Origin of the sequence: Bradyrhizobium sp. B117, assembly GCF_038969555.1 — a bacterium.
Taxonomy (GTDB): Bacteria; Pseudomonadota; Alphaproteobacteria; order Rhizobiales; family Xanthobacteraceae; genus Bradyrhizobium.
Genome location: NZ_CP152414.1, coordinates 5,041,589 through 5,067,311, shown reverse-complemented (window position 1 = coordinate 5,067,311; position 25,723 = coordinate 5,041,589). Strand labels below are relative to the sequence as shown.

Annotated in this window: 25 protein-coding genes; 5 read left to right on the top strand and 20 right to left on the bottom strand. The window is 65.1% G+C overall.

The window, feature by feature from the left end:
- Positions 1–2 precede the first annotated feature (2 nt).
- The 17 genes from AAFG16_RS24855 to eno form a co-directional block, all read right to left on the bottom strand.
- Entirely contained in the window at positions 3–974 is a 972-nt protein-coding gene (locus tag AAFG16_RS24855; protein WP_342729564.1) for a tripartite tricarboxylate transporter substrate binding protein BugD, read from the bottom strand.
- A gap of 125 nt (positions 975–1,099) precedes the next feature.
- The gene (locus AAFG16_RS24850; RefSeq protein WP_342729561.1) at positions 1,100–2,341 is read right to left on the bottom strand and encodes a threonine synthase; all 1,242 of its coding nucleotides are present in this window, start codon (positions 2,339–2,341) and stop codon (positions 1,100–1,102) included.
- Between the two features lie 142 nt (positions 2,342–2,483).
- The gene (gene lpdA / locus AAFG16_RS24845) at positions 2,484–3,905 is read right to left on the bottom strand and encodes a dihydrolipoyl dehydrogenase (protein ID WP_283086788.1); all 1,422 of its coding nucleotides are present in this window, start codon (positions 3,903–3,905) and stop codon (positions 2,484–2,486) included.
- 17 nt (positions 3,906–3,922) lie between these two features.
- Positions 3,923–4,156, bottom strand: coding sequence for a hypothetical protein (locus tag AAFG16_RS24840; RefSeq protein WP_283086787.1), 234 nt, complete (start codon positions 4,154–4,156; stop codon positions 3,923–3,925).
- A gap of 8 nt (positions 4,157–4,164) precedes the next feature.
- Complete coding sequence (locus AAFG16_RS24835; protein ID WP_342729558.1) at positions 4,165–5,520, bottom strand: pyruvate dehydrogenase complex dihydrolipoamide acetyltransferase; 1,356 nt, start codon at positions 5,518–5,520, stop codon at positions 4,165–4,167.
- Positions 5,521–5,583: 63 nt separating this feature from the next.
- Positions 5,584–6,036 (bottom strand): nucleoside deaminase, encoded by a 453-nt coding sequence (locus AAFG16_RS24830; protein ID WP_342729556.1) that lies wholly within the window; start codon positions 6,034–6,036, stop codon positions 5,584–5,586.
- 2 nt (positions 6,037–6,038) lie between these two features.
- The gene (locus AAFG16_RS24825) at positions 6,039–6,341 is read right to left on the bottom strand and encodes a DUF5076 domain-containing protein (RefSeq protein WP_027559362.1); all 303 of its coding nucleotides are present in this window, start codon (positions 6,339–6,341) and stop codon (positions 6,039–6,041) included.
- 3 nt (positions 6,342–6,344) lie between these two features.
- Entirely contained in the window at positions 6,345–7,727 is a 1,383-nt protein-coding gene (locus AAFG16_RS24820; protein WP_342729552.1) for a pyruvate dehydrogenase complex E1 component subunit beta, read from the bottom strand.
- A 30-nt stretch (positions 7,728–7,757) separates the two neighbouring features.
- Positions 7,758–8,780: a pyruvate dehydrogenase (acetyl-transferring) E1 component subunit alpha gene (pdhA, locus tag AAFG16_RS24815; protein ID WP_283086783.1), complete on the bottom strand. Its 1,023-nt coding sequence runs from the start codon at positions 8,778–8,780 to the stop codon at positions 7,758–7,760.
- 254 nt (positions 8,781–9,034) lie between these two features.
- Positions 9,035–10,387 (bottom strand): glycerophosphodiester phosphodiesterase family protein, encoded by a 1,353-nt coding sequence (locus AAFG16_RS24810; RefSeq protein WP_283086782.1) that lies wholly within the window; start codon positions 10,385–10,387, stop codon positions 9,035–9,037.
- 174 nt (positions 10,388–10,561) lie between these two features.
- Positions 10,562–12,079 carry an aldehyde dehydrogenase gene (adh, locus tag AAFG16_RS24805; RefSeq protein ID WP_342729548.1) on the bottom strand — a complete coding sequence of 506 codons (1,518 nt, stop codon included), beginning with the start codon at positions 12,077–12,079 and terminating at the stop codon, positions 10,562–10,564.
- A 234-nt stretch (positions 12,080–12,313) separates the two neighbouring features.
- Entirely contained in the window at positions 12,314–13,273 is a 960-nt protein-coding gene (locus AAFG16_RS24800; RefSeq protein ID WP_342729546.1) for a GAF domain-containing protein, read from the bottom strand.
- 215 nt (positions 13,274–13,488) lie between these two features.
- A complete protein-coding gene (locus AAFG16_RS24795) occupies positions 13,489–13,806 on the bottom strand; it encodes a septum formation initiator family protein (RefSeq protein ID WP_283086779.1) in 318 nt (105 codons plus the stop codon).
- A 180-nt stretch (positions 13,807–13,986) separates the two neighbouring features.
- Entirely contained in the window at positions 13,987–14,538 is a 552-nt protein-coding gene (locus AAFG16_RS24790; protein WP_283086778.1) for an NAD(P)H-dependent oxidoreductase, read from the bottom strand.
- Positions 14,539–14,722: 184 nt separating this feature from the next.
- Positions 14,723–15,721, bottom strand: a complete 999-nt coding sequence (locus tag AAFG16_RS24785; protein ID WP_342729544.1) for an MBL fold metallo-hydrolase — start codon at positions 15,719–15,721, stop codon at positions 14,723–14,725.
- A gap of 119 nt (positions 15,722–15,840) precedes the next feature.
- The gene (locus AAFG16_RS24780) at positions 15,841–16,974 is read right to left on the bottom strand and encodes a zinc-binding dehydrogenase (protein WP_283086776.1); all 1,134 of its coding nucleotides are present in this window, start codon (positions 16,972–16,974) and stop codon (positions 15,841–15,843) included.
- Between the two features lie 34 nt (positions 16,975–17,008).
- A complete protein-coding gene (gene eno / locus AAFG16_RS24775; protein WP_283086775.1) occupies positions 17,009–18,292 on the bottom strand; it encodes a phosphopyruvate hydratase in 1,284 nt (427 codons plus the stop codon).
- Between the two features lie 174 nt (positions 18,293–18,466).
- On the opposite strand from eno, the gene AAFG16_RS24770 reads away from it, so the two are divergent.
- Positions 18,467–19,444, top strand: a complete 978-nt coding sequence (locus AAFG16_RS24770; RefSeq protein ID WP_342729541.1) for a lyase — start codon at positions 18,467–18,469, stop codon at positions 19,442–19,444.
- 156 nt (positions 19,445–19,600) lie between these two features.
- On the top strand, positions 19,601–20,053 hold the full coding sequence (queF, locus tag AAFG16_RS24765) for a preQ(1) synthase (protein WP_165424973.1): 453 nt from the start codon (positions 19,601–19,603) through the stop codon (positions 20,051–20,053).
- 129 nt (positions 20,054–20,182) lie between these two features.
- Here the strand turns inward: queF and AAFG16_RS24760 are convergent, their stop codons facing one another.
- The 3 genes from AAFG16_RS24760 to AAFG16_RS24750 all read right to left on the bottom strand — a co-directional run bounded on the left by AAFG16_RS24760 (position 20,183) and on the right by AAFG16_RS24750 (position 22,705).
- Positions 20,183–21,394, bottom strand: a complete 1,212-nt coding sequence (locus AAFG16_RS24760; RefSeq protein ID WP_342729537.1) for an MFS transporter — start codon at positions 21,392–21,394, stop codon at positions 20,183–20,185.
- A complete protein-coding gene (kdsA, locus tag AAFG16_RS24755; RefSeq protein WP_283086772.1) occupies positions 21,394–22,254 on the bottom strand; it encodes a 3-deoxy-8-phosphooctulonate synthase in 861 nt (286 codons plus the stop codon). Before kdsA ends, AAFG16_RS24760 begins: the two co-directional genes overlap by 1 nt.
- A 124-nt stretch (positions 22,255–22,378) precedes the next feature.
- Positions 22,379–22,705, bottom strand: coding sequence for an NIPSNAP family protein (locus tag AAFG16_RS24750; protein WP_283086771.1), 327 nt, complete (start codon positions 22,703–22,705; stop codon positions 22,379–22,381).
- A gap of 197 nt (positions 22,706–22,902) precedes the next feature.
- Between AAFG16_RS24750 and AAFG16_RS24745 the strand changes: the two genes are divergently transcribed.
- The 3 genes from AAFG16_RS24745 (at position 22,903) to AAFG16_RS24735 (ending at position 25,722) form a co-directional block, all read left to right on the top strand.
- Entirely contained in the window at positions 22,903–23,577 is a 675-nt protein-coding gene (locus AAFG16_RS24745; protein ID WP_283086770.1) for a response regulator transcription factor, read from the top strand.
- Positions 23,574–24,947, top strand: coding sequence for a HAMP domain-containing sensor histidine kinase (locus AAFG16_RS24740; protein WP_342729534.1), 1,374 nt, complete (start codon positions 23,574–23,576; stop codon positions 24,945–24,947). The genes AAFG16_RS24745 and AAFG16_RS24740 overlap by 4 nt, the downstream gene beginning before the upstream one ends.
- 112 nt (positions 24,948–25,059) lie before the next feature.
- Complete coding sequence (locus AAFG16_RS24735; protein WP_342729532.1) at positions 25,060–25,722, top strand: rRNA adenine N-6-methyltransferase family protein; 663 nt, start codon at positions 25,060–25,062, stop codon at positions 25,720–25,722.
- Position 25,723 lies beyond the last annotated feature (1 nt).

The window sequence follows — 25,723 nt, the reverse complement described above, 5'->3', positions numbered from 1 at the left end:
CTTCAATCCACCTTGATGTTGGCGGCCTTGATGATCGGCCACCATTTGGCGATCTCGGCCTTTTGCCGCGCACCGAGGGCTTCAGGGGTGAGCTGATCCTGCGGTGTCATCTCCAGGCCCTGGCTTTCGAGCTGCTTCGTCACTGCGGGATCGTTCAGCGCTTCGACGGCGGCCGCATTGAGCTTGGTGACGATCTCCTTCGGCGTGCCCTTTGGCACCCACATTCCCGACCACAGCGTCATGTTGAAGCCTTTGAGGCCCGCTTCCTCCGCAGTCGGAATATCGGGCGCCGAAGCCAAACGCTTGTCGTCGGTGATGGCGTAGGCGCGGATGGTGCCGGCGCGGACCTGGTTGATGGAGTTTGAGGTCTGGTCGACGATGACGTCGATCTGGCCGGCGATGAGATCGTTCAACGCGGGCGCCGTGCCGCGATACGGCACGTATTGCAGCTTGATGCCGGACACGCTCTCGAAATAGACGCCGGCGATGTGGCTGCCGGAGCCTGCGCCGGCCGTGCCTGCGGTCGGCGGCGACGGCCGCGACTTCAGCCACTCCAGCAGCTCCTTCAGTGAGGTCGCGGGCACCGCGGTCTTGCTGACCACGATCATCGGGTTGCTCGGCAGCAGCACCACCGGCTCGAGATCGGCGACGAGATCGTATTTGAGCTTGTAGACGGCGCCGTTGGCGACATGGGTGCCGAGATGGCCGAAGGAGATGGTGTAACCATCAGGCGGCGATTGCACGGCGCGCCCCACCCCGAGCGAGCCGCCGGCGCCGGTGACGTTCTCGATCACCAGCGGCTGGCCGAGCGATACGCGCATGCGCTCGGCAAGCACGCGCGCCATCGCATCCGATGGTCCGCCGGCCGCAAAGGGCACGATGATGGTGATGGGATGCGAGGGATAGTCGTCGGCGCGCGCAGCGCCGCTAGCCGCGAGAATACCGATCAACCCGGCCCAGATGGCCTTCTTCATTGTGTTCTCCCCAGCGATGTCGTTGTTGTTCTTGTCCCTTCTCGCGTACGGGAAGAGGGATCATTCGTGAAGAGACGAAATGACGCGCCAGAGCGCGATCATCGCGCTCTGGCTGATTGGTTTGCCTAGAACTGCGAGTAGTCAATCGGCTTGTGGCGATCGAGCGCGCGGGTGACCGGCGGCAGCGGGTATTTCAGACCGCTGGCGCAGTTGAACAGCATCACGCGGTCACCCTTCGAGACGCGGCCGTCGGCAAGGCTCTCCTTGTAGGCGGCGTAGGTCGCGGCGCCCTCGGGACACAGCAACAGCCCCTCCTCGCGCGCGACCTCGTTGAGCGCCGCCGAGATCTTGTCGTCGTCGACCGCAATCGCAAAGCCCTTGCTCTCGCGCACGGCGCGCAAGATCAGAAAATCGCCGATCGCCTGCGGCACGCGGATACCCGAGGCGATGGTGTGGGCGTCCTCCCAGCGCGTCGCATGCTCGGTGCCGGCCTCATAGGCGCGCACCATGGGCGCGCAGCCGGAGGCCTGCACCGCGACCATGCGCGGGCGCTTTGAACCGATGAAGCCGATCTTCTCGAGCTCGTCGAACGCCTTCCACATGCCGATCAGGCCGGTGCCGCCGCCGGTCGGATAGAAGATCACGTCGGGCACGTCCCAGCCGAGCTGCTCGGCAAGTTCCAGGCCCATCGTCTTCTTGCCTTCGATGCGGTACGGCTCCTTCAGCGTCGAGGTATCGAACCAGCCGACTTTCGCTTTCCCCTCGCCGACGATCTTGCCGCAATCGTCGATATAGCCGTTGACGCGGTAGACGGTCGCGCCCTGCAGCTCGATCTCGCTGACGTTCACCTCGGGCGTATCGGCGGGGCAGAAGATCGTGGTCTTGATGCCGCAGGAGGTGGCATAGGCTGCGAGCGCCGCGCCGGCATTGCCGTTGGTCGGCATCGCCATGTGCTTGATGCCGAGCGCCTTGCCCATCGACACCGCCATGACGAGACCGCGCGCCTTGAACGAGCCGGTCGGCAGGCGTCCCTCGTCCTTGACGATGATCTCGCCGCCGCCGAGCTTCTTGCCGAGGCTCGGCAGCCGGATCAGTGGCGTCGTGACCTCGCCGAGCGAGACGATGTCCTTGCATTTGCGGACCGGCAGCAGCTCGCGGTAGCGCCACATGTCGGCGGGACGGTTGCTGAGCGCGTCCTTGGTCAGCGCCTTCTTCACGCCGGCGAGGTCGTAGCGCACCAAGAGCGGCTTGCCGGCGTTGGAGAGGTTGTGGACCTGGTCGGCGGCGTAATGATCGCCTTCCATCGCGCATTCGAGATGGGTGACGAAGGTCGGCCGTTCGATCGTGAGGTTGTCGTTGTCGTGCATGGGTTCATTCCCTTTTGTTGTTGTGCTTTTCCAATTGAAACCGCTCGTCCGCAGTTGTCATTGCGAGGAGCGAAGCAACGAAGCAATCCAGTCCGCGGATGAATTCTGGATTGCTTCGCTTCGCTCGCAATGACGGCGGCCGTCAGATGTTCAAGACGCGCCCATACGCATCCAGCACGGCTTCCTTCATCATCTCCGACAGCGTCGGATGCGGGAATACCGTGTGCATCAGCTCTTCTTCCGTCGTCTCCAGGTTCATGGCGACGACATAGCCCTGGATCAGCTCGGTGACCTCGGCGCCGACCATGTGGGCGCCGAGCAGTTGGCCCGTCTTCTTGTCGAAGATCACCTTGACGAGGCCCTGGTCCTCGCCGAGCGCAATCGCCTTACCGTTGCCGACGAAGGGGAAGCGGCCGACGCGGATCTCGCGGCCGTTCTCCTTGGCCTTGGCTTCGGTGAGACCGACGGACGCGACCTGCGGTTGGCAGTAGGTGCAGCCCGGGATCATGTTCTTGTCCATGGGATGCGGATGCAGGCCCTTGATTGCCTCGACGCAGATCACGCCTTCATGCTCGGCCTTGTGCGCGAGCATCGGGGGGCCCGCGACGTCGCCGATGGCGTAGATGCCGGGCACGTTGGTCTTGCCGTAGCCGTCGATGACGATGCAGCCGCGATCGGTCTTCACCCCGAGCTTTTCCAGGCCGAGATTTTCGATGTTGCCGACGACGCCGACCGCCGAGATCACGCGCTCGAACTCGGTGGTCACGGGCTTGCCCTTGCCGTCATCAATGGTGGCGACGACGCTGTCGGCCTTCTTCTCGAGCTTCGTCACCTTGGTCGAGGACATGATCTTGATGCCCTGCTTCTCCAGCCGCTTGCGGGCAAGGCCGGCGATCTCGGCGTCCTCGACCGGCAGGATCTGCGGCAGCACCTCGACGACGGTGACGTCGGAGCCCATGGAGTGGAAGAAGGAGGCGAACTCGATGCCGATCGCGCCGGAGCCGACCACCAGCAGCGATTTCGGCATCTTCTCCGGAACCATCGCCTCAAAGTAGGTCCAGATCAGCTTCTTGTCGGGCTCGAGCCCGGGCAGCACGCGCGGCCGCGCCCCGGTCGCGACGATGATGTGCTTGGCCTGATAAGTCCCCTCGCCCAGCGAGCCCTTGGGACCTTCAACGTCGGACTTCTTCACGGTGACCTTGCCGGGCGCATCGATCGAAGCGGCGCCCCAGATCACGCTGACCTTGTTCTTCTTCATCAGGAAGCCGACGCCGTCGTTGAGCCGCTTCGAGACGCCGCGCGAGCGCTGCACCACCGCCTTCGGATCGAACGAGACATTGTCCGCCGACAGGCCGTAATCCTTGGCATGCTGCATGTAGTGGTAGATCTCGGCCGAGCGCAAAAGCGCCTTGGTCGGGATGCAGCCCCAGTTCAGGCAGATGCCGCCGAGATAGGACTTTTCGACGATCGCGGTCTTGAAGCCGAGCTGGGCGGCGCGGATCGCGGTGACATAGCCGCCCGGACCGGAGCCGATGATGATGATGTCGAAAGACGTGTCGGCCATGGCGGCTCCCATTCAACTCAGGCGGTCGTTGCGCCGCGGGCGCGGCGTTTGAAGACGTAGGTTCTGATCAGCCATTCCACGAGAATGACCGCCGCCATGATGGCGAAGATGGTGAGCGCGATCGGCCCCCAGATGTTGCGCGATAGCGCTTCACCGGCAAAGAAGGCGGCCTCAATGATCTCGCGGCCGAACGGGCTGAGCGTGAGGATCAGCGAAACCAGCATCGAGATCCAGGGCCAGCGCGTCGTCATGCGCCATCTCAGACCATCATCATGACGGGATTTTCAATCAGCTGCTTGAACGCGCCGATCAGCTCGGCGCCGAGCGCGCCGTCGATGGCGCGGTGATCGCAGGACAGGGTCACGCTCATCATGTGCGCGATCTCGATCTTGCCGCCGCGCACGACGGGCCGCTCCTCGCTGGTGCCGACCGCGAGGATCGTGGCATGCGGCGGGTTGATCACGGCGGTGAAGTGGCTGATGCCGTACATGCCGAGGTTGGAGACCGCCGTGGTGCCGCCCTGGTACTCTTCGGGCTTCAGCTTGCGCGAGCGGGCGCGCGCGGCGAAATCCTTCATCTCGTTGGAGATGGTGGAGAGCGTCTTGGTCTCGGCCTTGCGGATGATCGGCGTGATCAGTCCACCGGGCATCGCCACCGCGACGCCGACGTCGGAATGATGGTGCTTGACCATGCCGCTTTCGGTCCAGCTCACATTGCAGTTTGGAATCTTCTGGAGCGCGACCGCCATCGCCTTGATGACGAAGTCGTTGACCGAGATCTTGTAGAGCGGCTTCTTCTCCTTGTCCTTCGGCGCAGCGGCATTGATCTCCTCGCGCGCGGCGAGCAGCTTGCCGATGTCGCAGTCGATGGTCAGGTAGAAGTGCGGGACGTTCTGGATCGATGCGGTCAGGCGCTGCGCAATGGTGCGGCGCATGCCGTCGTGCGGGACGATGTCGTAGGAGCCCGGCTCGAACAGCGACAGGATCTGCTTGTCCGACATGGTGGGCGCGATCGAGGGCGCGCCTGACGGTGCCGCGGCGGGCGCCTTGAGGCCCTTGCCGGACTTGGCCTGCTCGACGTCGCGCGCGACGACGCGGCCGTGCGGGCCGGTGCCGGTCACCATCGACACGTCGATGCCGGCTTCCTTGGCGAGACGGCGCGCCAGCGGCGAGGAGAACACGCGGCCGCCATGGCCGTTGGCTTGCGCGGCAGGCGCAGCAGCTTGGGGCGCAGGTGCGGCAGCGGGCGGCGGTGCAGCCTTGGGCGCGGCGGGCGCTGGCGCAGGGGCCGCAGCAGCGGCGGGAGCCTCAGCGGCTTTCGGCGGCGCGGCCGAAGCGCTCGGCTTCGCGCTACCTGCCGCCTTGACGTCCTCGCCCTCGCCGGCGAGCACCGCGATCACGTCATTGACGGGCACGTCCTGCGTGCCCTCGGGCACCAGGATCTTGGCGATCGTGCCCTCGTCGATGGCCTCGACCTCCATGGTCGCCTTGTCGGTCTCGATCTCGGCGATGACGTCGCCGGATTTGACCTTGTCGCCTTCCTTCTTCAGCCACTTGGCGAGGTTGCCCTTCTCCATCGTCGGCGAGAGAGCGGGCATCAGGATGTTGATGGGCATGCTGACCTCACGAAGAACTTCTCAAAACGTCGTCCCCGAAAGCGAGGACGAACAGGACCAGGTTTAGTTGCCGATGTCGCCCTGCCACAGGCGCTCATTGGCGGGATTGGAACGCCACGTCTTCATCATGGTGATGGAGCGGTCGTCGGCAAGATCGATCCAGGGGATGCCGAACTTGTCGAGAATGTCCTTGGAGCCCTCGAAGGTGACGGATTCCCCGATCACCACGAGCTTGACCTTGAACAAAGCGAGCGCGCCGGCGCACATCGAGCACGGCGACAGCGTGGTGTACATGACGGTGTCGTGGAACGAGATCGCGCCGGCCTCACGCAGGCAGCTCATCTCGCCGTGCAGGATGACGTTGTTCTCCTGCACGCGGTTGTTGTGGCCGCGGGCGATGATTTTGTTGTCTCGCGTCAGCACCGCGCCGATCGGCAGGCCGCCCTGCGCGATCGAGTCCTGCGCCTCGCGGATCGCCTCGAGCATGAAATCGTAGTGATAGGATTCGATCGCCACGATCAGTGCCCCTTCCCGCGCGGCGTCGTCGTGCCGGTGTCGGTGGGACGCTCGATCTCGGCCTGGAACATGTCGAGAATCCGGTTCAGCGCGTCTTCCTCGGTGTACTCACTCTCGCGCGCATAGGCGCGCGCGGCGTGGCGGGCAAGATCGACGAGCAGCAGGCCCCACATGTCGGGCTCCTCGAAGGCCCGCTGGAACGCCATCGACAGCCCGCCGTCCAGCACGAACACGCGCAGGATTTCGACCGCGTCCTCGCGGGTCATGACGTCGGGCGGCAGTGGCTGCTCCTTGGGGCCCGCCATGGTCTACCTGTAGCAGACGGCTTTGGCGGCCTCGACGACTTCCGCCGCCGAGGGCAGCGCGAGCTTCTCCAGGTTGGCGGCATAGGGCATCGGCACGTCCTTGCCGGAGACGCGCGTCACAGGCGCGTCGAGATAGTCGAAGGCATTCTCCATGATGCGCGCGGCGATCTCGGCGCCGACGCCGCTCTGGGCCCAGCCCTCTTCCACGGTGACGGCGCGCCCCGTCTTCTTGACGGAGTTGACGATGGTCTCGGTATCCATCGGGCGCAGCGTGCGCAGGTCGATCACCTCGGCCTCGATGCCCTCCTTGGCGAGCTCGTCGGCGGCCTTCAGCGCATAGGTCATGCCGTTCGACCAGGAGATGATGGTGACGTGGGAGCCCGAGCGCACGATGCGCGCCTTGCCGATCGGGATCACGAAATCGTCGAGCTTCGGCACCTCCCCGGTGTGGCCGTAGAGCACCTCGTTTTCGAGGAAGATCACCGGATTGGGGTCGCGGATCGCGGCCTTGAGCAGGCCCTTGTAATCGGCGGCCGAGAACGGCGCGACGACCTTGAGGCCCGGAATGTTCGAGTACCAGGACGAATAATCCTGGCTGTGCTGGGCGGCGACGCGGGCTGCCGCACCATTGGGCCCACGGAACACGATCGAGCAGCCCATCTGGCCGCCTGACATGTAGAGCGTCTTGGCCGCGGAGTTGATGATCTGGTCGATCGCCTGCATGGCGAAGTTGAACGTCATGAACTCGACGATCGGCTTCAGACCGGTCATGGCGGCACCGACGCCAACGCCGGCAAAGCCGTGCTCGGTGATCGGCGTGTCGATGACGCGCTTGGCGCCGAATTCCTGGAGCAATCCTTGCGTGACTTTGTAGGCGCCCTGATATTCGGCAACCTCTTCGCCCATAACGAAGACGTCGGCGTCGCGGCGCATCTCTTCGGCCATGGCATCGCGTAAGGCTTCGCGGATGGTTTGCGTCACCATCTCGGTGCCGGCGGGCACTTCCGGATCAGGCTCGGCGACCGCCTGCGGCGCCGGTGCAGCCTTCGGCGCGGGCGCTTCGGCCTTGGCAGCGGCGGGCGGCGCGGACTCCGCAGCCTTCGCCGCCGGCGCAGGCGCTTTGGCAAGATCGGCGGCGCTCTCGCCGTCCGCCAAAATGGTCGCGATCGGCGTGTTCACCGCGACGTCGGCGGTCCCTTCCGGGATCAGGATCTTGCCGAGCGTGCCCTCGTCGGTCGCCTCGACCTCCATCGTCGCCTTGTCGGTCTCGATCTCGGCGATCACGTCGCCAGACTTGATCTGCTCGCCCTCTTTCTTCAGCCACTTGGCAAGGTTGCCCTTTTCCATCGTGGGCGACAACGCGGGCATCAGCACTTGAATTGGCATATCGACTCCAAAAGAAAGCTTGCGCGCGTTTTAGCGGTAAACGTCGGTCCAGAGCTCGGCGGCATCCGGCTCGGGATCATGCTGGGCAAAGTCGGCGGACGCGTTGACGATGTCGCGCACCTCGGCGTCGATCGCCTTGAGATCGGCTTCGCTGACCTTGGCGGCAAGCAGGCGGTTGCGCACCTGCTCGATCGGGTCCTGGTCGTGGCGAACCTTCTCGACCTCCTCGCGCGTGCGATATTTTGCAGGGTCGGACATCGAGTGGCCGCGGTAGCGGTAGGTCTGCATCTCCAGGATGAAGGGGCCCTTGCCGGCGCGGCACCAGGCCGCCGCCTCGTCGCCCGCAGCCTTCACGGCGCGAACGTCCATGCCGTCGACCTGCTTGCCGGGAATGTTGAAGGACGCGCCGCGCTTGGAGAAGTCCTGCTGGGCAGAGGCGCGCGAGACCGCGGTGCCCATGGCGTAGCGGTTGTTCTCGATGACGTAGATCACCGGCAGCTTCCAGAGCTCCGCCATGTTGAAGCTCTCATAGACCTGGCCCTGGTTGGCCGCACCGTCGCCGAAATAGGTGACGCTGACGCTGTCGTTGCCGCGATAGTGATTGGCGAAGGCGAGGCCCGTGCCGAGCGAGACCTGGGCGCCGACGATGCCGTGACCGCCGTAGAAGTGCTTCTCCTTGCTGAACATGTGCATGGAGCCGCCCTTGCCCTTGGAATAGCCGCCGCGGCGCCCCGTGAGCTCGGCCATGACGCCATTGGCGTCCATGCCGGTGGCAAGCATATGGCCGTGGTCGCGATAGCCGGTGATGACCTGATCGCCCTCTTTCAGGGCCATCTGCATCCCGACCACCACGGCCTCCTGGCCGATATAGAGATGGCAGAAGCCGCCGATCGCGCCCATGCCGTAGAGCTGGCCGGCCTTTTCCTCGAACCGCCGGATCAGGAGCATGTCGCGGAGCGCCTTGAGCTCCTGTTCCCTGGTGAATTCCGGGGGCGAACCGCCGTCGGTCTTGTCCTGTGCAGCGCCTGCGGCGGCTTTCTTGGGTGCGGCCATGGGAATTCCGGGTCAGAGAAAACTTCAGCCCTCTCTAACCCAAGTCAAACGCGGTTGGAAAGCACCGCAACGGAATAGCACGATTTTCATTATGCCGCACTGCAACGTGGCCGAAACTTTGCAAAACCTTTGGCGTGGATTGGGCAACATTAGCTCCCCGCCGACGCGCAGCAGCAGGCAGCCCAAGGCAACCAAACCGGACACGCTCGTCCCAGGGCCGAAGGCTCGTCGCGTGTCCGATTCGTACGGCAGCCCTACCAGCCGAGCTCGCGCAGATAGGCTGCGCGAGCGGCAACGCCAGTGTGCGTGAAATCGGTGAAAACTCCGTCCACACCGAGACGGAAAAATTTGAGATATTCGAGACCGGGATCACCGCGATAATCGGCGGCGAGATATTTCTTCTCGTTCCGGAATGTGAAGACGTGCACGAACAGGCCGAGTTTGTGCGCGTCGGCAACGAGGCTGGTCGGCTCCTGCGTCGATGCCTCCGGGGTCGATCCCTTGTAGGGTGTGCCGTCGGCGTTGCTGTCCTTCCACGGCGCGATCATGAGCGGAACGATATAGGCCTTCCACGGACCGATGCCGTCGGCATAGGTCTTGATCTCGGCAAGGCCCTCCGGGGTCAGCATCGCATCGTAGAGGCGCGCATCACCCGCAATCGTCCAGTCGAACGGACGCGAGCTCGTGATGTTGTTGAGCAGCACCTTGCCGGTCTTGAAGTCGATGCCGTTGCCGTCGATGAGCTGGACCTGCCGCGTCTCGAGGCCATGGCTGCGCATGTATTTCAGGCTACCCGGCTCGAAGCTCTGGACCAGGATGGGCGCGTCCTTGGTGTTCAGTCCATTGTCCTTGATGATCTTGATCAGGGCATCTTCGAGCGGACGGCTGCCGGGCGCGCCGCAGCCGTTTGCTATCGCCTGGGCATTGTTCCAGGTCGGGTTCTTGGTCTCGGGATAGACCAGGATGGGACGCCCCGTCGCATTGCTTTTGGCCTTGGCGATGTCGATGACGTCCTGGAAGCTGATGACCGGGAATTTTCCGTTGAAGATCTTTGGCCGTTCGTTGGCGGCATCATAGGTGGTTCCGGCGATCCATTCCTTCAGCTCGGCCATGGTGAAGTCGGTGATCGACCAGTCGTTGGTGTGGTCCTCGCCATCCACGATCAGCGACTTCAGCACCGATTTGAGATCCGCGGGATCGGTGAGATCGGTCAGATAGTCAGCAGGCGCGGTCGGGGAAGCAGGCGCCTTCACGCGCACGCCGGGCACCGTGCGCTTGCGGGCCGCAACAGTCGCGTTGGTCTTGGCGACCTCGGCCACATTGGTGTTGTCGCTGAGCCAGGGGTTATGGCGCACCACGAGGACGCAGTCCTTGGTCAGGTGCAGATCCTCTTCGAGCGCATCAGTGCCGAGCGCTGCCGCAAGCTCGTACGATGCCTCGGTCTCTTCGGCCACCAGCCCCGGCAGTCCGCGATGCCCGAGGATCAGCGGCGGCTTGCCATCGAGGGTCGGAATCTGCTTGGCGCCAGCCGGAGCCGGGCCGGTCTGTGCGAAGGCTGTCGACAGCGAGAGCAACGCCGCGCCGAACAGCAGCGCTCCAACATACATTGTCCGTCGTGAACGACCGTTTCGCATCGCCAAGCCTCCGTCTTTGCCTGGCATTGCCTCGAACGCCAGCAGCGCCGAACCCGGATAGGCGCGGCGCTGCCCGTCTTGTCCCAAGACTCTGACAGATGGATGACGATGGAGCGGGCGCTCTCTTCCGCCCGATCACATCTTCGATCAGAAGAAGCCGAGCTTCTTCGGGCTATAGCTGACCAGGAGGTTCTTGGTCTGCTGATAGTGATCGAGCATCATCTTGTGGGTCTCGCGGCCGACGCCCGACTGCTTGTAGCCGCCGAAGGCCGCATGCGCGGGATAGGCATGGTAGCAGTTGGTCCAGACCCGGCCGGCCTGGATCGCCCTTCCGAAGCGGTAGCAGCGGTTGGCATCGCGGCTCCAGACGCCGGCCCCGAGGCCATAGAGCGTGTCGTTGGCGATCGCCAGCGCCTCGTCGTCGGTCTTGAAGGTCGTGACCGAGACCACGGGGCCGAAGATCTCCTCCTGGAAGATGCGCATCTTGTTGTTGCCTTCGAACACCGTCGGCTGGACGTAGAAGCCGCCCGAGAGATCACCGGCGAGCTCGGCGCGTCCGCCGCCCGCGAGCACCTTGGCACCCTCCTGCTTGCCGATGTCGATATAGGAGAGGATTTTTGCGAGCTGCTCGCTGGAGGCCTGCGCGCCGATCATGGTGTCGGCGGCGCGCGGATCACCCTGCTTGATCGCGGCGACGCGCTTGAGCGCCCGCTCCATGAAGCGGTCGTAGATGTCGGCATGGACCAGCGCGCGGCTCGGACAGGTGCAGACCTCGCCCTGGTTCAGGGCGAACATGACGAAGCCTTCGATCGCCTTGTCGAAGAAGTCGTCGTCCTCGGCGGTGACGTCGCTGAAGAAGATGTTCGGCGATTTGCCGCCGAGCTCCAGCGTCACGGGGATCAGGTTCTGGCTGGCATATTGCATGATCAGCCGGCCGGTCGTGGTCTCACCGGTAAAGGCGATCTTGGCGATGCGCGGGCTGGAGGCGAGCGGCTTGCCGGCCTCGAGGCCAAAACCATTGACGATGTTGAGCACGCCTGGCGGCAGCAGGTCGCCGATGATCTCGGCCCAGACCATGATCGAGGCCGGCGTCTGCTCGGCGGGCTTGAGCACCACGCAATTGCCGGCGGCGAGCGCCGGTGCGAGCTTCCAGCACGCCATCAGCAGCGGGAAGTTCCAGGGGATGATCTGGCCGACCACGCCGAGCGGCTCGTGGAAATGATAGGCGATGGTGTCGTGGTCGATCTCGCCAATCGAGCCTTCCTGCGCGCGGACGACGCCGGCGAAGTAGCGGAAGTGGTCGATCGCCAGCGGCAGATCGGCGGCGCGGGTCTCGCGGATTGGCTTGCCGTTGTCCCAGGTCTCGGCGACCGCAAGGCACTCGAGATTCTCCTCCATGCGGTCGGCGATCTTGTTCAGGATCGCGGCGCGCTCGGCGACACTGGTGCGTCCCCACGCGGCCTTGGCGGCATGGGCCGCATCGAGCGCGGCCTCGACGTCCTGCGCATCGGAGCGCGCGATCTTGCAGACGATCTGGCCGTTCACCGGCGAGGCATTGTCGAAATACTTGCCGGTGATGGGCGCTGTGAACTTGCCGCCGATGAAATTGTCGTAGCGTTCGGCGAAGGGGCTTTGGGTGACGCCGAGGAATTCCACCTTGTTCATTGCTCACTCCCGATGTTGATGTTTGCGCGATCCGCCGTGTGTTCACGACTTGCGCCAACGATCTCGCGGGAGGTGATTTCTGTCAGCCCGGGCGGCAGCGATGGCCGGGCCGGAGTGTCGCAGTTCTGCGACAGACGCGGGGGAGATGGGACGTTTGCGGCCTCCACTTCGTCATTGCGAGCCACCGGGGCCGCGCTTCGCGCGGACCCGGTGGCTCGCAATGACGGCTGAAGCTCAGTGCTTGATCTCGAACCGCTTGAGCTTGCGGTGCAGCGTGGCGCGGCTGACGCCGAGGGCTTTTGCGGCGGCCGAGACATTGCCGCCGGCGCGCAGCAGCGCGCGCTGCAACACTGCGCGCTGGCCGCCGGCGAGGTGATCATGCGCAGCATCGCCGCCGAGCAGATCGGCCGCGGGCACCGGGTGCATCGCCCTGCCCGGCGCGATCCCGAGTCCCGCGCGGGCGGTGCGGGTCGCTCCGATCACGAGATCGTCTGCATCGACCGCGACGAGGCCGATCGACTGCCCGTCCGGACCTTGCGTCAGCACGATGCGGGCATGAGGGAAAGCCCGGCGGAACAAGTCGGCCTCGATGCGCTTTGCCGCCTCGCCGGCCGCCAGCGCGATCAGGCTGGAGAACGCATCGGTGCGGTCGGTGCGGCAGGAGGAGACGTCGAGCACGCCCGCGAAAGCTGCTTCATGGTCGTAGATCGGAACCGCGGTGCAGCTCAGAAGCGTGTTGCGGGTGAAGAAATGCTGGTCGCGGTCGATCGTCAGCGGCCGCTGCTCGACGACGCAGGTGCCGATGCCGTTGGTGCCCTCATGCTCCTCGCTCCAGAGCGCGCCGGTCCACAAGCCCCAGGACTGAAACGTAACGTCGTCCGCCGGCGTGCCGCGGCGGTCGACCGGCACGCCCTCGCCATCGGCGAGCAGCACGCAGCAGCCGGCAGCGCCGACCGCCTGATAGAGCCGGTCCATGGCGCCTTGCGCGGCGGCAAGCAGCGGCGCGATGCGCTCACGCGCCTGCCGCAGTTCTGCGTCGCTGAGCCGCACCGGCGAATTGCGGCCGGCGGGATCGAGATGATGCAAGCGGGACGAACGGCACCATGAGGCCACGAGCGCAGAGCGCGCGGCCTGGCCTGACGCAATGGCGGCCTCGACACGGGCCGCGTGATGCCGGGACATTAGCCCATTCATCACTGTTTCCTCCGGGTGGCAGTCTAGGCTGTGGCGGCTCGACCCGGTTGATCTGCGTCAACTCAGGCCGACAGCGTGGGAAGCCATGAGCCCGCACCGGCACGGCCGTCAAGCGGCAGTCCGGTTCCACGCTTGCGACTTTCGGTAGAATTGATCGACGCGTGCCGGATTTCGGCTTCGGCGTTCGATACCGGTTTCGAATGGCGCGGAAAACGCTACTTGGCCGGGATCATCCGAACGAGATCGTGCGGATTGACATAGTCGAGCTGGAAGCGCGCCCGCTCGTCGAGCATGTCGGGATCGATCTTGTCGGTGCGCAGCAGCGAGACGCGCTGCTCGCTCCTGGCGCGCTCGCGCTTGAGCTGCGCGAGCTCGCTCGTCAGCGCGATGATCTCCTGGTCGAGCTCCTGACGGGCGTTGAGGCCGTACTTGCCAGTGTAGGCGTTGACGCCGAAATAGCCGACGATCGCGGCCGCCATCGCATAGAGGGCAAGGCCGGTCAGGATCGATTTCAGGCGCGCGCGGGAGACCATGCTGGGAAGATGGGGCAGCTTGGTTAAGGGAGTGTTAGTGCGCCCTGCCCGTATCTCTCGTCGTCATGCCCAGGCTTGGTCCCGGGCATCCACGTTCTTCGTCGTTGGAGGCCAAGACGTGGATGGCCGGGTTCAAGCCCGGCCATCACGGAGAGTGGAGCAAGCTTCGGCGCGAAAGCCTCAGCCGTGGTGCTTGGCCACGTGTGCGGCAAAGGCGTCGATATAGGCCTGGAGCACGCCCTTCAGCGAGTCCTTGGTCAGGTTGCCCTCAGCATCGAAGGCGTCGCCGACCGCGTTCAGATAGATCTCAGGCTGCTGCATGATCGGGCCGGCAATGCCCGGCAGGATGTTCTGGAGCGTCTTGGCCGCGCTGACGCCACCGAGCGGGCCCGGCGAGTTCGAGACGATGCCGACCGGCTTGCCGTTGAATGAGCTCTTGCCATACGGGCGCGAGGCAACGTCGATGGCGTTCTTGAGGACGCCCGGGATGGCGCGGTTGTATTCGGGGGTCACGAAGATGACGCCGTCCGACTTCTGGAGCTTGTCGCGGAAGGCCAGCCAGTCGGCCGGCGGCGCGCCCTCGAGGTCCTGGTTGAAGAACGAGATGCCCCCGAGGGTGACGACCTCGAGCTTGAGCGAGGCAGGCGCGAGTTTCGCCAACGCGTTGGCGATCTTCAGCGAGAAACTGTCCTTGCGCAGGCTGCCGGCGATGACGACGATGTTGTAGGCCATGGGTTGTCCTTGAGGGCTTGAGCGGGAGTGCCGGGGCGGCACTTAAGCGTTCCGGGTCGGTGGATGCAAGTGCATGAACCGGTCCGGTTTGGAAACGCTGCGTTTCGCGAAAGCAGATGGTCGCCCAAAACAATCGGGCCGCCAAGCGGCGGCCCGATCTTTCGTGCGAATATGCAAATCCAGCTCAGATCGTCGGATTCCACGCCGACGGGATCAGGCGATACTTGGCGCCGTCCTTCTCGACATGGCCGACAGAGGGGAAGGTGAAGTGGAAGCCGATGACAGTGGCCTTCTCCGCCGCCGCCATATCGTAGAATTTGTGGCGCGTTTCCTGCGCCATCGCGGGATCGTTGTCGAACGCTACGTGCCAATCCGGATTGCGCAGGAAGAATTCGGGAATGTTGGTGACGTCAGACTGGATGAGGACCTTCTTGTCGCCCGAGGCGACCGCGAATGAGGTGTGACCCGGCGTGTGGCCCGGCGTTGCGATCGAGGTGATGCCCGGCGCGACTTCCTTGCCCCACTCGTATTTCGTGACCTTGGACTCGAGGCCGTCAAAGGTCTTCTTCACGTTGGCGAAATAGTTCTTCATCATCGGGTTGGACTCGGCCTTGGCGGCGTTGTCGGCACTGGTCCAGAACTCCCAATCCTTGCCCGGCACCATGATCTCCGCGTTCGGGAAGGCGAGCGCGCCGTCGGCAAGGCGGATGCCGTTGGTGTGGTCGGGATGCAGATGCGAGAGCAGCACCACGTCGATGCTCTTGGGATCGACGCCGGCGGCCTGGAGGTTCTGCAGCGTGCGGCCGACCGCGCCCTTGCTGGGTTCGAGATTGGCGACGCCGTTGCCGGCGTCGATCAGCACCAGCTTGGAGCCGGTGTTAATGAGCTGCGGGTTGAACGGCACCGTGACCATGCCCTTGGGCATGTAGGCAGCCTCGCCCGCAGCGAGCGCCTCTTCCTTCGACAGGTTGGTGACGAACTTGTCGGGCATCGGGAAAGTGCGCGCGCCGTCATTGATCGAGGTGCACTCGATGCTGCCGACCTTGTAGCGATAGAAGCCCGGCGCCTGCGTACCGACTTGCGGCACTGCGGCATTGACGACGGTTGGCCGGAGGCCGGTGACGGCGGCCGCACCGATGGCGGCCGCACCTGCGAGCAGGTGACGGCGATTGAGATCGGTCATGGAGAGGTCCCCTTCTGAGCGCCCTGCGGTTTTTCCGCTTTCAAATGGCGGCGGAATAATCTCCGGCTTCGCTCAGAAGGCAAGACCTTCTTTCGGTGACGTGCCGCCGCACGTCACGATTATTTATTTGGGTTGATGAGGAATTTTTCGCCGGTGGCGCGTTTGGCGTACACCGCGATATTGGCGGGATCGAGCGTCTCCTGCAGCGACACCACCTTGGTGTAGTGGCTGGCAAAGGTCGTCTTCAACTCACTCACGACGCGCTGACGCAGCCGTCCGATGTCGGCCGGTCCGATCTTCTGCAGGAACGGCGTGAGCAACCAGCCGCCGACGCCCCAGGCCATGCCGAAGCCACGCGGCAGTTCGATCGGACGGATATCGAGCGCGCCATAGACATAGACCTGCTTGTGCACGCTGGAGCCGTAACGGCTGTACTCCTTTGCGGTCTTGTTGATCGCGATTTCCATGCAGTTAAGGATGTCGCCGGCGAGCTTGCCGCCGCCGATGGCATCGAAGGCGATGGTCGCGCCGGTTTCGACCAGCGCATTGGTGAGATCGTCAAGGAAGCTCGGCGCGCTGGAATCGACAACGTATTTGGCGCCGATCTTGTGCAGGATTTCCGCCTGCTCCTTGCTGCGCACGATGTTGACCAGCGGGATGCCGTCCTTGATGCAGATCTTGTTCAGCATCTGGCCGAGATTGGAGGCGGCCGCAGTGTGCACCAGCGCCTTGTGGCCCTCGCGCCGCATCGTCTCGGTCATGCCGAGCGCGGTGAGCGGGTTCACGAACCACGAGGCGCCCTCTGCCGCCGTCGTGCCCTCGGGCAGCGGCTGGCAGTCCCTGACCTTCATCGTCCGGTACTGCGAATACATGGCGCCGCCGATCATCGCGACGGTCTTGCCCATCAGCGCCTTCGCGGCATCCGACGAGCCGGACTTGATGACGACGCCGGCGCCCTCGTTGCCGACCGGCAAGGACTGGTCGAGCCGCGCGCCCATCGCGCGCATCGCTCCGTCAGGCACTTTCGCGGTGATGATCGGCGCCTCTTTCGTACCGGACGCCTTGGCCGTGCTCATGTCGGCCGCGCCGACGAGCAGCCCGAGATCGGACGGGTTGATCGGCGCCGCCTCGATGCGGACGACGACCTCGTCGTCCGCAGGCTCGGGGGTCGGCACGTCCACGAGCGAGATCTCGAGCTCGCCGCTTTTCTTGATCAGCGAACGCAGTTGCAGTCCGGTCTTGCCGTCGCTCATGTCCAATCCTCCCCTGTGTTGTCGAAGCGCTGGCTTATGCCAGCGCCTTCAGCGCCGCCTTGCCGCCGTACAGCGCCTGCTTGCCGAGCTGCTGCTCGATGCGAAGAAGCTGGTTGTATTTGGCGGTGCGATCGGAACGCGCAAGGGAGCCGGTCTTGATCTGACCGCAATTGGTAGCGACCGCGAGGTCGGCGATGGTGGAATCCTCGGTCTCGCCCGAGCGGTGCGACATGACGGAGGTGTAGCCGTTCTTGTGCGCCATCTCGACGGCGGCGAGCGTCTCGGTCAGCGTGCCGATCTGGTTGACCTTGATCAGGATCGAGTTGGCGCGGCCGGCCTTGATGCCTTCGGCGAGGCGCTTGACGTTCGTGACGAACAGGTCGTCGCCGACCAGCTGGCACTTCTTGCCGATGAGGTCGGTGAGCTCCTTCCAGCCGTCCATGTCGTCTTCCGACATGCCGTCCTCGATGGTCACGATCGGATAGCGCGAGACGAGGTCGGCAAGGTACTTGGCCTGCTCGGAGATCGAGCGGGTCTTGCCTTCGCCTTCATAGACGTACTTGCCGTCCTTGAAGAATTCGGTCGAGGCGCAGTCGAGGCCGAGCACGATGTCGGTCCCTGCCTTGTAGCCGGCCTTGCCGATCGCGTTCATGACGAACTCCAGCGCCGCGTCGGCCGACGGCAGGTTCGGAGCGAAGCCGCCCTCGTCGCCGACATTGGTGTTGTGGCCGGCCTTCTTCAATTCGGACTTCAGCGTGTGGAAGACTTCCGCGCCGTAGCGCAGACCTTCGGCGAAGGACGACGCACCGACGGGCAGGATCATGAACTCCTGGAAGTCGATCGGGTTGTCGGCGTGCACGCCGCCATTGATGATGTTCATCATCGGCACCGGCAAGAGGCGCGCCGCGGTGCCGCCGACGTAACGATAGAGCGGCATGTCGAGCGAGTTCGCGGCCGCCTTGGCGCAGGCGAGCGAGACGCCGAGGATCGCGTTGGCGCCAAGCCGGCTCTTGTTCGGCGTGCCGTCGAGGTCGATCATGATCTGGTCGATCTGGGCCTGCTGCTCGACATCGAGGCCGCTCAAGGCCTCGAAGATTTCGCCATTGACGGCGCCGACCGCCTTGGTGACGCCCTTGCCGAGATAGCGGGCCTTGTCGCCGTCGCGCAGTTCCACCGCCTCATGGGCGCCGGTCGAGGCGCCGGACGGCACCGCAGCGCGGCCGAGCGCGCCATCTTCCAGCACGACGTCGACCTCGACGGTGGGATTGCCACGGCTATCGAGAATTTCGCGGCCAATGATGTCGATGATGGCGGTCATGATGTGCACTTCCGTTCGTTGGGGCTGATCGGTGCCGCGGGTCTTACACGGGCCGCAAGCAAATGTGAACGCTTGGAGGACGGGCTTCGACTGACGCGTGAAGTGGCTCGGACTAAGCTTGACCCTGCCTGATCTGCGCGTCCAACCTCAAACTGAGACAGTCGGGGTAACGCCATGAATCGCCGCCAGTTTCTTGCCTCGAGCGCTGCCCTCCTCGCGACCCGCCCGTCTTTTGCGCAGGAGGGCCCGTTCCGGACGAAATATTTCCCCATTAGCGCCGGCATCGGCCTGCATGACCTTGCCCCCGCTCCCGACGGCTCGGTCTGGTTCACGGCCCAGGGCAAGGGCCTGCTCGGCAGGCTCAATCCCCAGGATGGCAGCTTCAAGACCGTCAGCCTCGGCCAGGGCGCCGCTCCGCACGGCGTGACCATCGGCCCCGACGGCGCGCCCTGGATCACCGAGGGTGGCCAGAACGCGATCGCGCGGGTCGCCCCTGATGACCTCAAGGTCACGCTGTTCCGCCTGCCGGAAAAGTTCGCCTCCGCCAATCTCAACACTGGCGTGTTCGACAAGACCGGCACCTACTGGTTCACCGGCCAGTCCGGCTATTACGGTCGGCTCAGGCCGACATCGGGCGAGATGGACGTGTTCAAGGCGCCCAAGGGCGTCGGGCCCTACGGCATCGCGGTGACGCCCAAGGGCGACGTCTGGTACACCTCGCTCGCCGGCAGCTACATCGCCAGGATCGATCTTGCGACCGGCAACGCCGCCGTGGTCGAGCCGCCGACGCCGGGCCAGGGCTCGCGGCGGGTCTGGTCGGACTCGAAGAACCGGATCTGGGTCAGCGAGTGGAACAGCGGGCACGTGTCGATGCACGATCCCGCCGACGGCTCATGGAAAACGTGGAAGCTACCGGGCGAACGTCCCCGCACCTACGCGGTCTATGTCGACGACAAGGACAAGGTCTGGCTCACCGATTTCTCCGCCAACGCGATCGTCCGCTTCGACCCCGTCACCGAGACGTTCAACGTGGTCGCGAGCGACAAGGCCAATGCCAATGTCCGCCAGCTCGACGGCCGTCCCGGCGAACTCTGGGGCTGCGAGTCCGGTAACGACCGGATCGTCATGATCCAGACGAACGCGGCCGGTTGACGGCAGCGCCATTTGCGTCCATCCCGACACGCTCTGGAGCGCGATCTTATCGCGCTCCGGTTTTTAGTTGAGCATGATCTTTCGGAAAACCGGCGCCCACTTTGCGCCAACGCGGCCCTCCGGGTCCGGCTCGTGCTCGAACAGGATGTGACGACGATGGCGAAAAAATCTCTCCAGCTCGGCCGCGCGGTCGAATGGCCGCACACGCCGGAAGAAGCCCAGCTCGACCGCGTGCCCAATCCGCAGAAAGGCACGGACTATCTGGTGCGCTTCACCGTGCCGGAATTCACCTCGCTCTGCCCGGTCACGGGACAGCCGGATTTCGCGCATCTGATGATCGACTACGCGCCGGGCCAGTGGCTGCTGGAGTCGAAATCGCTCAAGCTCTATATCGCGAGCTTCCGCAATCACGGCGCCTTCCACGAGGACTGCACCGTGATGATCGGCAAGCGCATCGCGAGCGAGATCAAGCCGAAATGGCTGCGCATCGGCGGCTACTGGTATCCGCGCGGCGGCATCCCGATCGACGTGTTCTGGCAGACCGGCCGCGTGCCGAAGGGCCTCTGGGTGCCCGAGCAAGGCGTCGCGCCGTATCGCGGGCGCGGATAGCGAGCTCGACCACAGAGCGGCGCCTCCATCTAACGATGCGTCGCCTGCCGTGGCAAGCAGAGCCAGTGTTCTTCGTGATCGACCGTTCTTTCCCGGAGAAATGCGGGAAGCCGACAGCTCGATACTCCGTCAGGCCCGCGCGTCCGAGGGCGCCCGCGGCTTGAGCAGCCGGGCGCAGACTAGGCCCAGCAGCACCATGATCGCAGCGCTCACGCTCAGGGTCGGCACCTTGCCGGCATGCGCAAGGCCAAAGCCGTAGGCGATCGGGCCGACCGTCTGCCCCATGAAGAAGAAGAACGAATGCAGCGACATCGCCGTCGCCCGCGCGCCGATCGACAGTTCGCTGGCGAACACCTGCAAGCAACCATGGATCATGTAGAAGCCCCACCCCATCACCAGCATGCTGGCGAATTGCAGCTTCCATCCGGGACCGAAGGCAAGCGCGCCGAGTTGCAGGGCGACGAGGCTCGCGCCCGCGATCATCATGCCCTTGACACCAAGCCAGGGCAGGAAGCGCGAGACCGTGAAGGTGTAGAACAGCCCGCCGATGGCAAAGCCCGCGATCACGATGCCCGCGATCGACAGCGATTTCTCGCCGAGATCGAACAGCAGCGCGGCGATGAACGGAAACAGGCCGAACACGCAGCAGCCCTCGACGAACACCGCCGAGTAGCAATAGCGCGTGTTTGGATTGGCGAAGATGGTGCGGTAGCCCTGGCGCAAGGTCTTCAGGTCGGTTTTCGGCGGCGCCGCCAGCGCGGCACCGCGGAAGCCCGCGGCCACCGCGACGGCCGCGATCAGGCCGAGTGCGCCGAGGATCACGAGCACGCCGCGCCAGCCGATGAGATCGCCGATGATGCCGGAGGCACTCGCGCCGAGCAGATTGCCGGTCATCGACCCCGCCAGCGTGCGCCCGATTGCGACCTGCCGCTTGGCCGGCGCAACGAGGTCGGCGGTAAGACCAAGCGCAACCGGAAACACCCCGCCGGAGGCGATGCCGGCCAGGATGCGGCTCGCGAACAGGCCCGAGAAAGTCGTCGCGATCGCGCCGAGAATGCAGGAGACCCCGAGCAGAGCCAGACACAGCGTCATCAAGCGCGCCTTGCCGAACAGATCGGCAGCCGCGCCGATCACCGGCTGGACCAGCGCGTAGATCAAGGCATAGCCCGCCGCGATACTGGCGGCCGTCGTGATGCTGACCGAGAAATCCTCGGCGACATGCGGCAGGACTGGATCGAGCGCGCGCGTCGACAACGCCGCCGAGAAGCTGGCGAGCGCGATGATGTTGATCGCTGGCGGAAACCTCTGATCGGAGGACGGCCCGGTCACAGGCTGGTGCATCAGCGCGTGATGCCCTTCGTATTCTTGGCCAGCGCGTCGAACGCCATCAGCTGAGCGATCAGCCCCTCGAACTCGCGCAGCGGCACCATGTTGGGGCCGTCGGAGGGCGCCCGGTCGGGATCGGGATGGGTCTCGATGAAGACACCGGCAACGCCGACCGCCACCGCCGCGCGTGCGAGCACCGGCACGAATTCGCGCTCGCCGCCCGAGGAGGTCCCCTTCCCGCCCGGCTGCTGCACCGAATGGGTGGCGTCGAAGATCACCGGCGCTCCGGTCGTGCGCGCCAGGATCGGCAGCGCGCGCATGTCGGAGACCAGCATGTTGTAGCCGAAGGCCGCGCCGCGCTCTGTCACCAGCACATTCGGATTGTTGGCGCCCGTGATCTTGGTCACGACATTGGCCATGTCCCAGGGCGCGAGGAACTGGCCCTTCTTGACGTTGACGACTTTGCCTGTCGCGGCCGCCGCCAGCAGCAGATCGGTCTGCCGGCACAGGAACGCCGGGATCTGCAGGATGTCCACGGCCTGCGCCACCTCGGCGCATTGCGTGGCCTCGTGCACGTCGGTCAGCACCGGCAGGCCGAGCGAGGACCGGATCTCCGCGAAGATCGGCAGCGACTGCGCAAGGCCAAGGCCGCGCGCGGCGGACGCGCTGGTGCGGTTCGCCTTGTCGAAGGAGGTCTTGTAGACGAGGCCGATGTTCAGCCGCGCGGCGATCTCCTTCAGCGCGGAGGCCACCTCCAGCGCATGCTGGCGGCTTTCGAGCTGGCACGGCCCGGCAATGATCGAAATCGGCAGATCATTGCCGAATTTGACCGTGCCAACGGTGACGACGCCTGCCGCTGAATTCGAAGAGCTCAAAGCCAAATCCCTCGTTTCGGCGCGACCATAGCCGCCATGAGGGTCGGATCAACCCCATTCGGCCCTGGGCGGTCAGATTATCAGGCGCCGGGACTGCCGGCGCCGCCCTTGTATCGGCAGGTTCCTACTTCACCGCCGAGAAGGCCGTCGGCGTCAGGAGCTGGCTGACGATATTGCCGACGATCTGGCCATCCGCTTCGCTCTCGGCGCGTGCTTTCATCCATTCCGGGTCGGCCATGAACGCACCCCACTTCTTCTCGCGTTCGGCGAGCGAGTCCCAGGCCAGGAAATAGGTCAGCTCTTGGTTGGATTCGCCGATCAGCGTGGTGAAGAACCCGGCCTGCTTGATGCCGTGCTTCTCCCAGATCTTCAGCGTCGCCGTCTCGAACCGCTTCAACAGCGCCGGCAGGCGGCCGGGCACGCAGCGATACTGGCGCATTTCGTAGATCATTCTTGCTCCCTCCCTGAACAGGTTCGGCGGTTATAACGTCTGACCATAGCGCTGTCTTGAGCCCTGCCCGGCCGCCCCTATGGCGTTTCACGCATGGCTAGACGGGTCCGGCAGCGGCACCATGTCCGCTTCCCGCAATGCTGCCGCAATGATCAGGCCGCTAAGAATGGCTCAATTGTGGTTCAGGTGCAGGTTGCATGCGGATTTTGCTCGTCGAGGATGAGGCGGAAATGGCCGGCGCGCTGGCCTCCGCGCTGAAGCGCTACGACATGGTGGTGGACCATGCCCCGACGCTCGCCGAGGCGGAGGAAGCCATTTCCGCCGACGTCCATGCCGCGGTCCTGCTCGACCGCCAGCTTCCCGACGGCGACGGCCTCGCTTTGATCCCCAAGCTTCGCGCGCGCGCCGACGGCGTGCCGATCATCGTCCTCACCGCGCGCGGCGAACTCGCCGACCGTATCGCCGGGCTCGACAGCGGCGCCGACGACTATCTTGCAAAACCGTTCGCGGTCGAGGAGCTGCTCGCCCGTTTGCGCGCGGTGCTGCGGCGGCCCGCGGGCCTGTCCCCCGAAATCATTCGCGCCGGCCGTCTTGCCTTCGACCTCGGCCATCGCGAAGCCAACATCGACGGTGCGCCGCTCGAGCTGCCGCGCCGGGAGCTCCTGGTGCTCGAAGCCCTGATCCGACGCATGGGGCGAACCGTGCTGCGCTCGACGCTGGAAGAAGCGGTCTACAATTTCGACGACGAGATCCAGTCGAACGCGCTCGACACGCACGTCTCGCGGCTGCGGCGAAAGCTCGCGGACGCCGACGCGGGCGTCGAGATCCACGGCATTCGCGGCGTCGGCTATCTCCTCAAGAAGCTGCCATGAGCAAACACCACGATCCCTATTGCCTGCGCTCGCGGCTGAGCTGGCGCCTGCTGTCGCTCCAGGCCGCGCTGCTCGTTGCACTGGTTGCCGTCGTGGTCGGAGCGTTGTGCGCATCGGGCTTCGTGCTCGCCGGGCGCGACGAGGACCGCGTCATCGATGTCGTCCAGCGCGCGCTCACGCGCGATGCGCAAGGCGCGCTGGCCTTGCGGCCGACCGCCGAGCTGAAGCAGTTGCGCAACGAGACGCCCGACCTCTGGTTCCTGGTGCGCGACCGGCAGGGTCACCTCCTCGGCGAAGGCACTGTGCCGGCCGAATTCGCCGCGATCGGCGCCGGCCTTGACCAGATCAGCCAGGCGCGGCTCGGATGGCAGATGTTCGACGATCCGCGCAAGCCGGCGGCGCGGCTGAAGCGGGTCGACACCGACGCCGGCAATGTGCAAATCATCACGGCGACGCAGGGACGGCTGACCGGCGCCAAGGCGCTGCTCGCGACCTCGCTTGCGTTCCTCGGCATCGCCCTGCCCGGCCTGCTGCTGATGGGGACGGCGACGTTCATCGCGACGCCGATGATTGTGCAGCGCGCGTTCAGGGGCCTCGACACCACGGCGGACGAGGCGCGGCGCATCGACATCCATCAGCGCGGCGCGCGGCTCTCGGTGGAGCGGATTCCGCTGGAGGTCGTGCCGCTGGTGACTGCGGTCAATGATGCGCTGGCGCGGCTCGACCAGGGCTATGCGCGCCACAAGCGCTTCGTCGCCGACGCAGCCCACGAGCTGCGCACGCCGATCGCGATCCTGAACACACGGCTGGAGTCGCTTGCCCCGGGGCCGGACAAGACCCGCCTGCTCGAGGATGCCGCGCGGCTTGCGACGCTTGCCGAGCAATTGCTCGATATCCAGCGCCTCGACCGCTGCGCCCATCCCTTCACGCGCGTCAGTCTCGCCGCCGTCGCGCGAAGCGTCGCCGCCGACCTTGCACCGCTGGCGATCGCGGCCGGCTACGAACTGGCACTCGATGCCCCGGCGGCACCGATCGACACGATCGGCGATGCGGCGGCCCTGGAGCGCGCGCTGACCAATCTCGTGCAGAACGCGATACAGCACGGCCCTCGCCGCGGCATCATCGGAATTCGCGTCAGCAGCCCCGCGAGCATCGAGGTCTCCGATGAAGGCGCCGGCATTCCCGCCGATCAGCGCGAACAGGTCTTCGAACCATTCTACCGGCTGGCGCCGCTCGATCGCGGTGCCGGCCTCGGCCTCAACATGGTGCGCGAGATCGTGCAGCTGCATGGCGGCCACGTCTCGGTGACGGACGGGCCGGACGGTGGGGCCTGCTTCCGGATCACGCTGCCACCGGCGCGACAGAGCTGATTCAGTCCGCGCTCGCCGCTTCGAGCGCAATGCTGTCGCAATGCGCTTTCGCGACACTGCATCCGTCTCACCTCTGATTTGTCGAGGTGCAAACCAAGATGCCGGAGTGCGCATGCCCAACGATTTTCTTTCGTTCTTCCTGTCATGGATGTCGTCGCCGCGTCAGGTCGGCGCCATCGCACCATCGGGTGCGGCGCTTGCCGATCTCATCACGCGCGAGATCTCGGCAACGACAGGTCCGATCCTCGAGCTCGGTCCCGGCACCGGCGCGTTCACCTACAAGCTGCTCAAGCGCGGCGTCCGGCCGCAGGATCTGACGCTGATCGAATACGGCTCCGACTTCATGAAGCTGTTGCAAATGCGCTTTCCCGGCGCGCGTGTGCTGTGGATGGACGCGGCACGGCTTGCGACCGAGCGCCTCTATGACGGCGCCCCCGTCGGCGCGGTCGTGAGCGGCCTGCCGATGCTCAACATGTCGAGGCGCAAGGTGATCTCGATCCTCAGCGGCGCGTTCAGCTATGTCCGCCCTGGCGGCGCCTTCTACCAGTTCACCTACGGCATGAGCTGCCCGGTGCCGCGGCCCGTGCTCGACCGGCTGGGCCTGCGCGCAAAACTCGTCGACCGCGCCTTGCTGAACGTGCCGCCCGCCGCGGTCTACAGACTGACGCGACGGCCGCAGATGAAGCTGATCACGGGAACGTTCGCGCCCGAACCATCAACGCGGGTCGCGTTGGAGCCGATGCATCAAGCGCGCGACTACTCCGCCGCGCGCTGAG

Excerpts from the sequence above, each read along its gene's own strand:
- AAFG16_RS24785 (WP_342729544.1), bottom strand. The coding sequence starts at position 15,721 with ATGACCGATCTCAATCGCCGTCACCTGCTCGCAGGTGCGGCCGCCATC.
- AAFG16_RS24820 (WP_342729552.1), bottom strand. The coding sequence starts at position 7,727 with ATGCCAATTCAAGTGCTGATGCCCGCGTTGTCGCCCACGATGGAAAAG.
- AAFG16_RS24835 (WP_342729558.1), bottom strand. The coding sequence starts at position 5,520 with ATGCCCATCAACATCCTGATGCCCGCTCTCTCGCCGACGATGGAGAAG.
- AAFG16_RS24790 (WP_283086778.1), bottom strand. The coding sequence starts at position 14,538 with ATGGCCTACAACATCGTCGTCATCGCCGGCAGCCTGCGCAAGGACAGT.
- AAFG16_RS24780 (WP_283086776.1), bottom strand. The coding sequence starts at position 16,974 with ATGAGCGACGGCAAGACCGGACTGCAACTGCGTTCGCTGATCAAGAAA.
- AAFG16_RS24800 (WP_342729546.1), bottom strand. The coding sequence starts at position 13,273 with ATGAATGGGCTAATGTCCCGGCATCACGCGGCCCGTGTCGAGGCCGCC.
- AAFG16_RS24750 (WP_283086771.1), bottom strand. The coding sequence starts at position 22,705 with ATGATCTACGAAATGCGCCAGTATCGCTGCGTGCCCGGCCGCCTGCCG.
- pdhA (WP_283086783.1), bottom strand. The coding sequence starts at position 8,780 with ATGGCCGCACCCAAGAAAGCCGCCGCAGGCGCTGCACAGGACAAGACC.
- queF (WP_165424973.1), top strand. The coding sequence starts at position 19,601 with ATGGCGAAAAAATCTCTCCAGCTCGGCCGCGCGGTCGAATGGCCGCAC.
- lpdA (WP_283086788.1), bottom strand. The coding sequence starts at position 3,905 with ATGGCCGACACGTCTTTCGACATCATCATCATCGGCTCCGGTCCGGGC.
- AAFG16_RS24810 (WP_283086782.1), bottom strand. The coding sequence starts at position 10,387 with ATGTATGTTGGAGCGCTGCTGTTCGGCGCGGCGTTGCTCTCGCTGTCG.
- AAFG16_RS24770 (WP_342729541.1), top strand. The coding sequence starts at position 18,467 with ATGAATCGCCGCCAGTTTCTTGCCTCGAGCGCTGCCCTCCTCGCGACC.
- AAFG16_RS24855 (WP_342729564.1), bottom strand. The coding sequence starts at position 974 with ATGAAGAAGGCCATCTGGGCCGGGTTGATCGGTATTCTCGCGGCTAGC.
- AAFG16_RS24795 (WP_283086779.1), bottom strand. The coding sequence starts at position 13,806 with ATGGTCTCCCGCGCGCGCCTGAAATCGATCCTGACCGGCCTTGCCCTC.
- AAFG16_RS24760 (WP_342729537.1), bottom strand. The coding sequence starts at position 21,394 with ATGCACCAGCCTGTGACCGGGCCGTCCTCCGATCAGAGGTTTCCGCCA.
- AAFG16_RS24745 (WP_283086770.1), top strand. The coding sequence starts at position 22,903 with ATGCGGATTTTGCTCGTCGAGGATGAGGCGGAAATGGCCGGCGCGCTG.
- adh (WP_342729548.1), bottom strand. The coding sequence starts at position 12,079 with ATGAACAAGGTGGAATTCCTCGGCGTCACCCAAAGCCCCTTCGCCGAA.
- AAFG16_RS24840 (WP_283086787.1), bottom strand. The coding sequence starts at position 4,156 with ATGACGACGCGCTGGCCCTGGATCTCGATGCTGGTTTCGCTGATCCTC.
- AAFG16_RS24825 (WP_027559362.1), bottom strand. The coding sequence starts at position 6,341 with ATGGCGGGCCCCAAGGAGCAGCCACTGCCGCCCGACGTCATGACCCGC.
- AAFG16_RS24735 (WP_342729532.1), top strand. The coding sequence starts at position 25,060 with ATGCCCAACGATTTTCTTTCGTTCTTCCTGTCATGGATGTCGTCGCCG.
- eno (WP_283086775.1), bottom strand. The coding sequence starts at position 18,292 with ATGACCGCCATCATCGACATCATTGGCCGCGAAATTCTCGATAGCCGT.
- AAFG16_RS24740 (WP_342729534.1), top strand. The coding sequence starts at position 23,574 with ATGAGCAAACACCACGATCCCTATTGCCTGCGCTCGCGGCTGAGCTGG.
- AAFG16_RS24850 (WP_342729561.1), bottom strand. The coding sequence starts at position 2,341 with ATGCACGACAACGACAACCTCACGATCGAACGGCCGACCTTCGTCACC.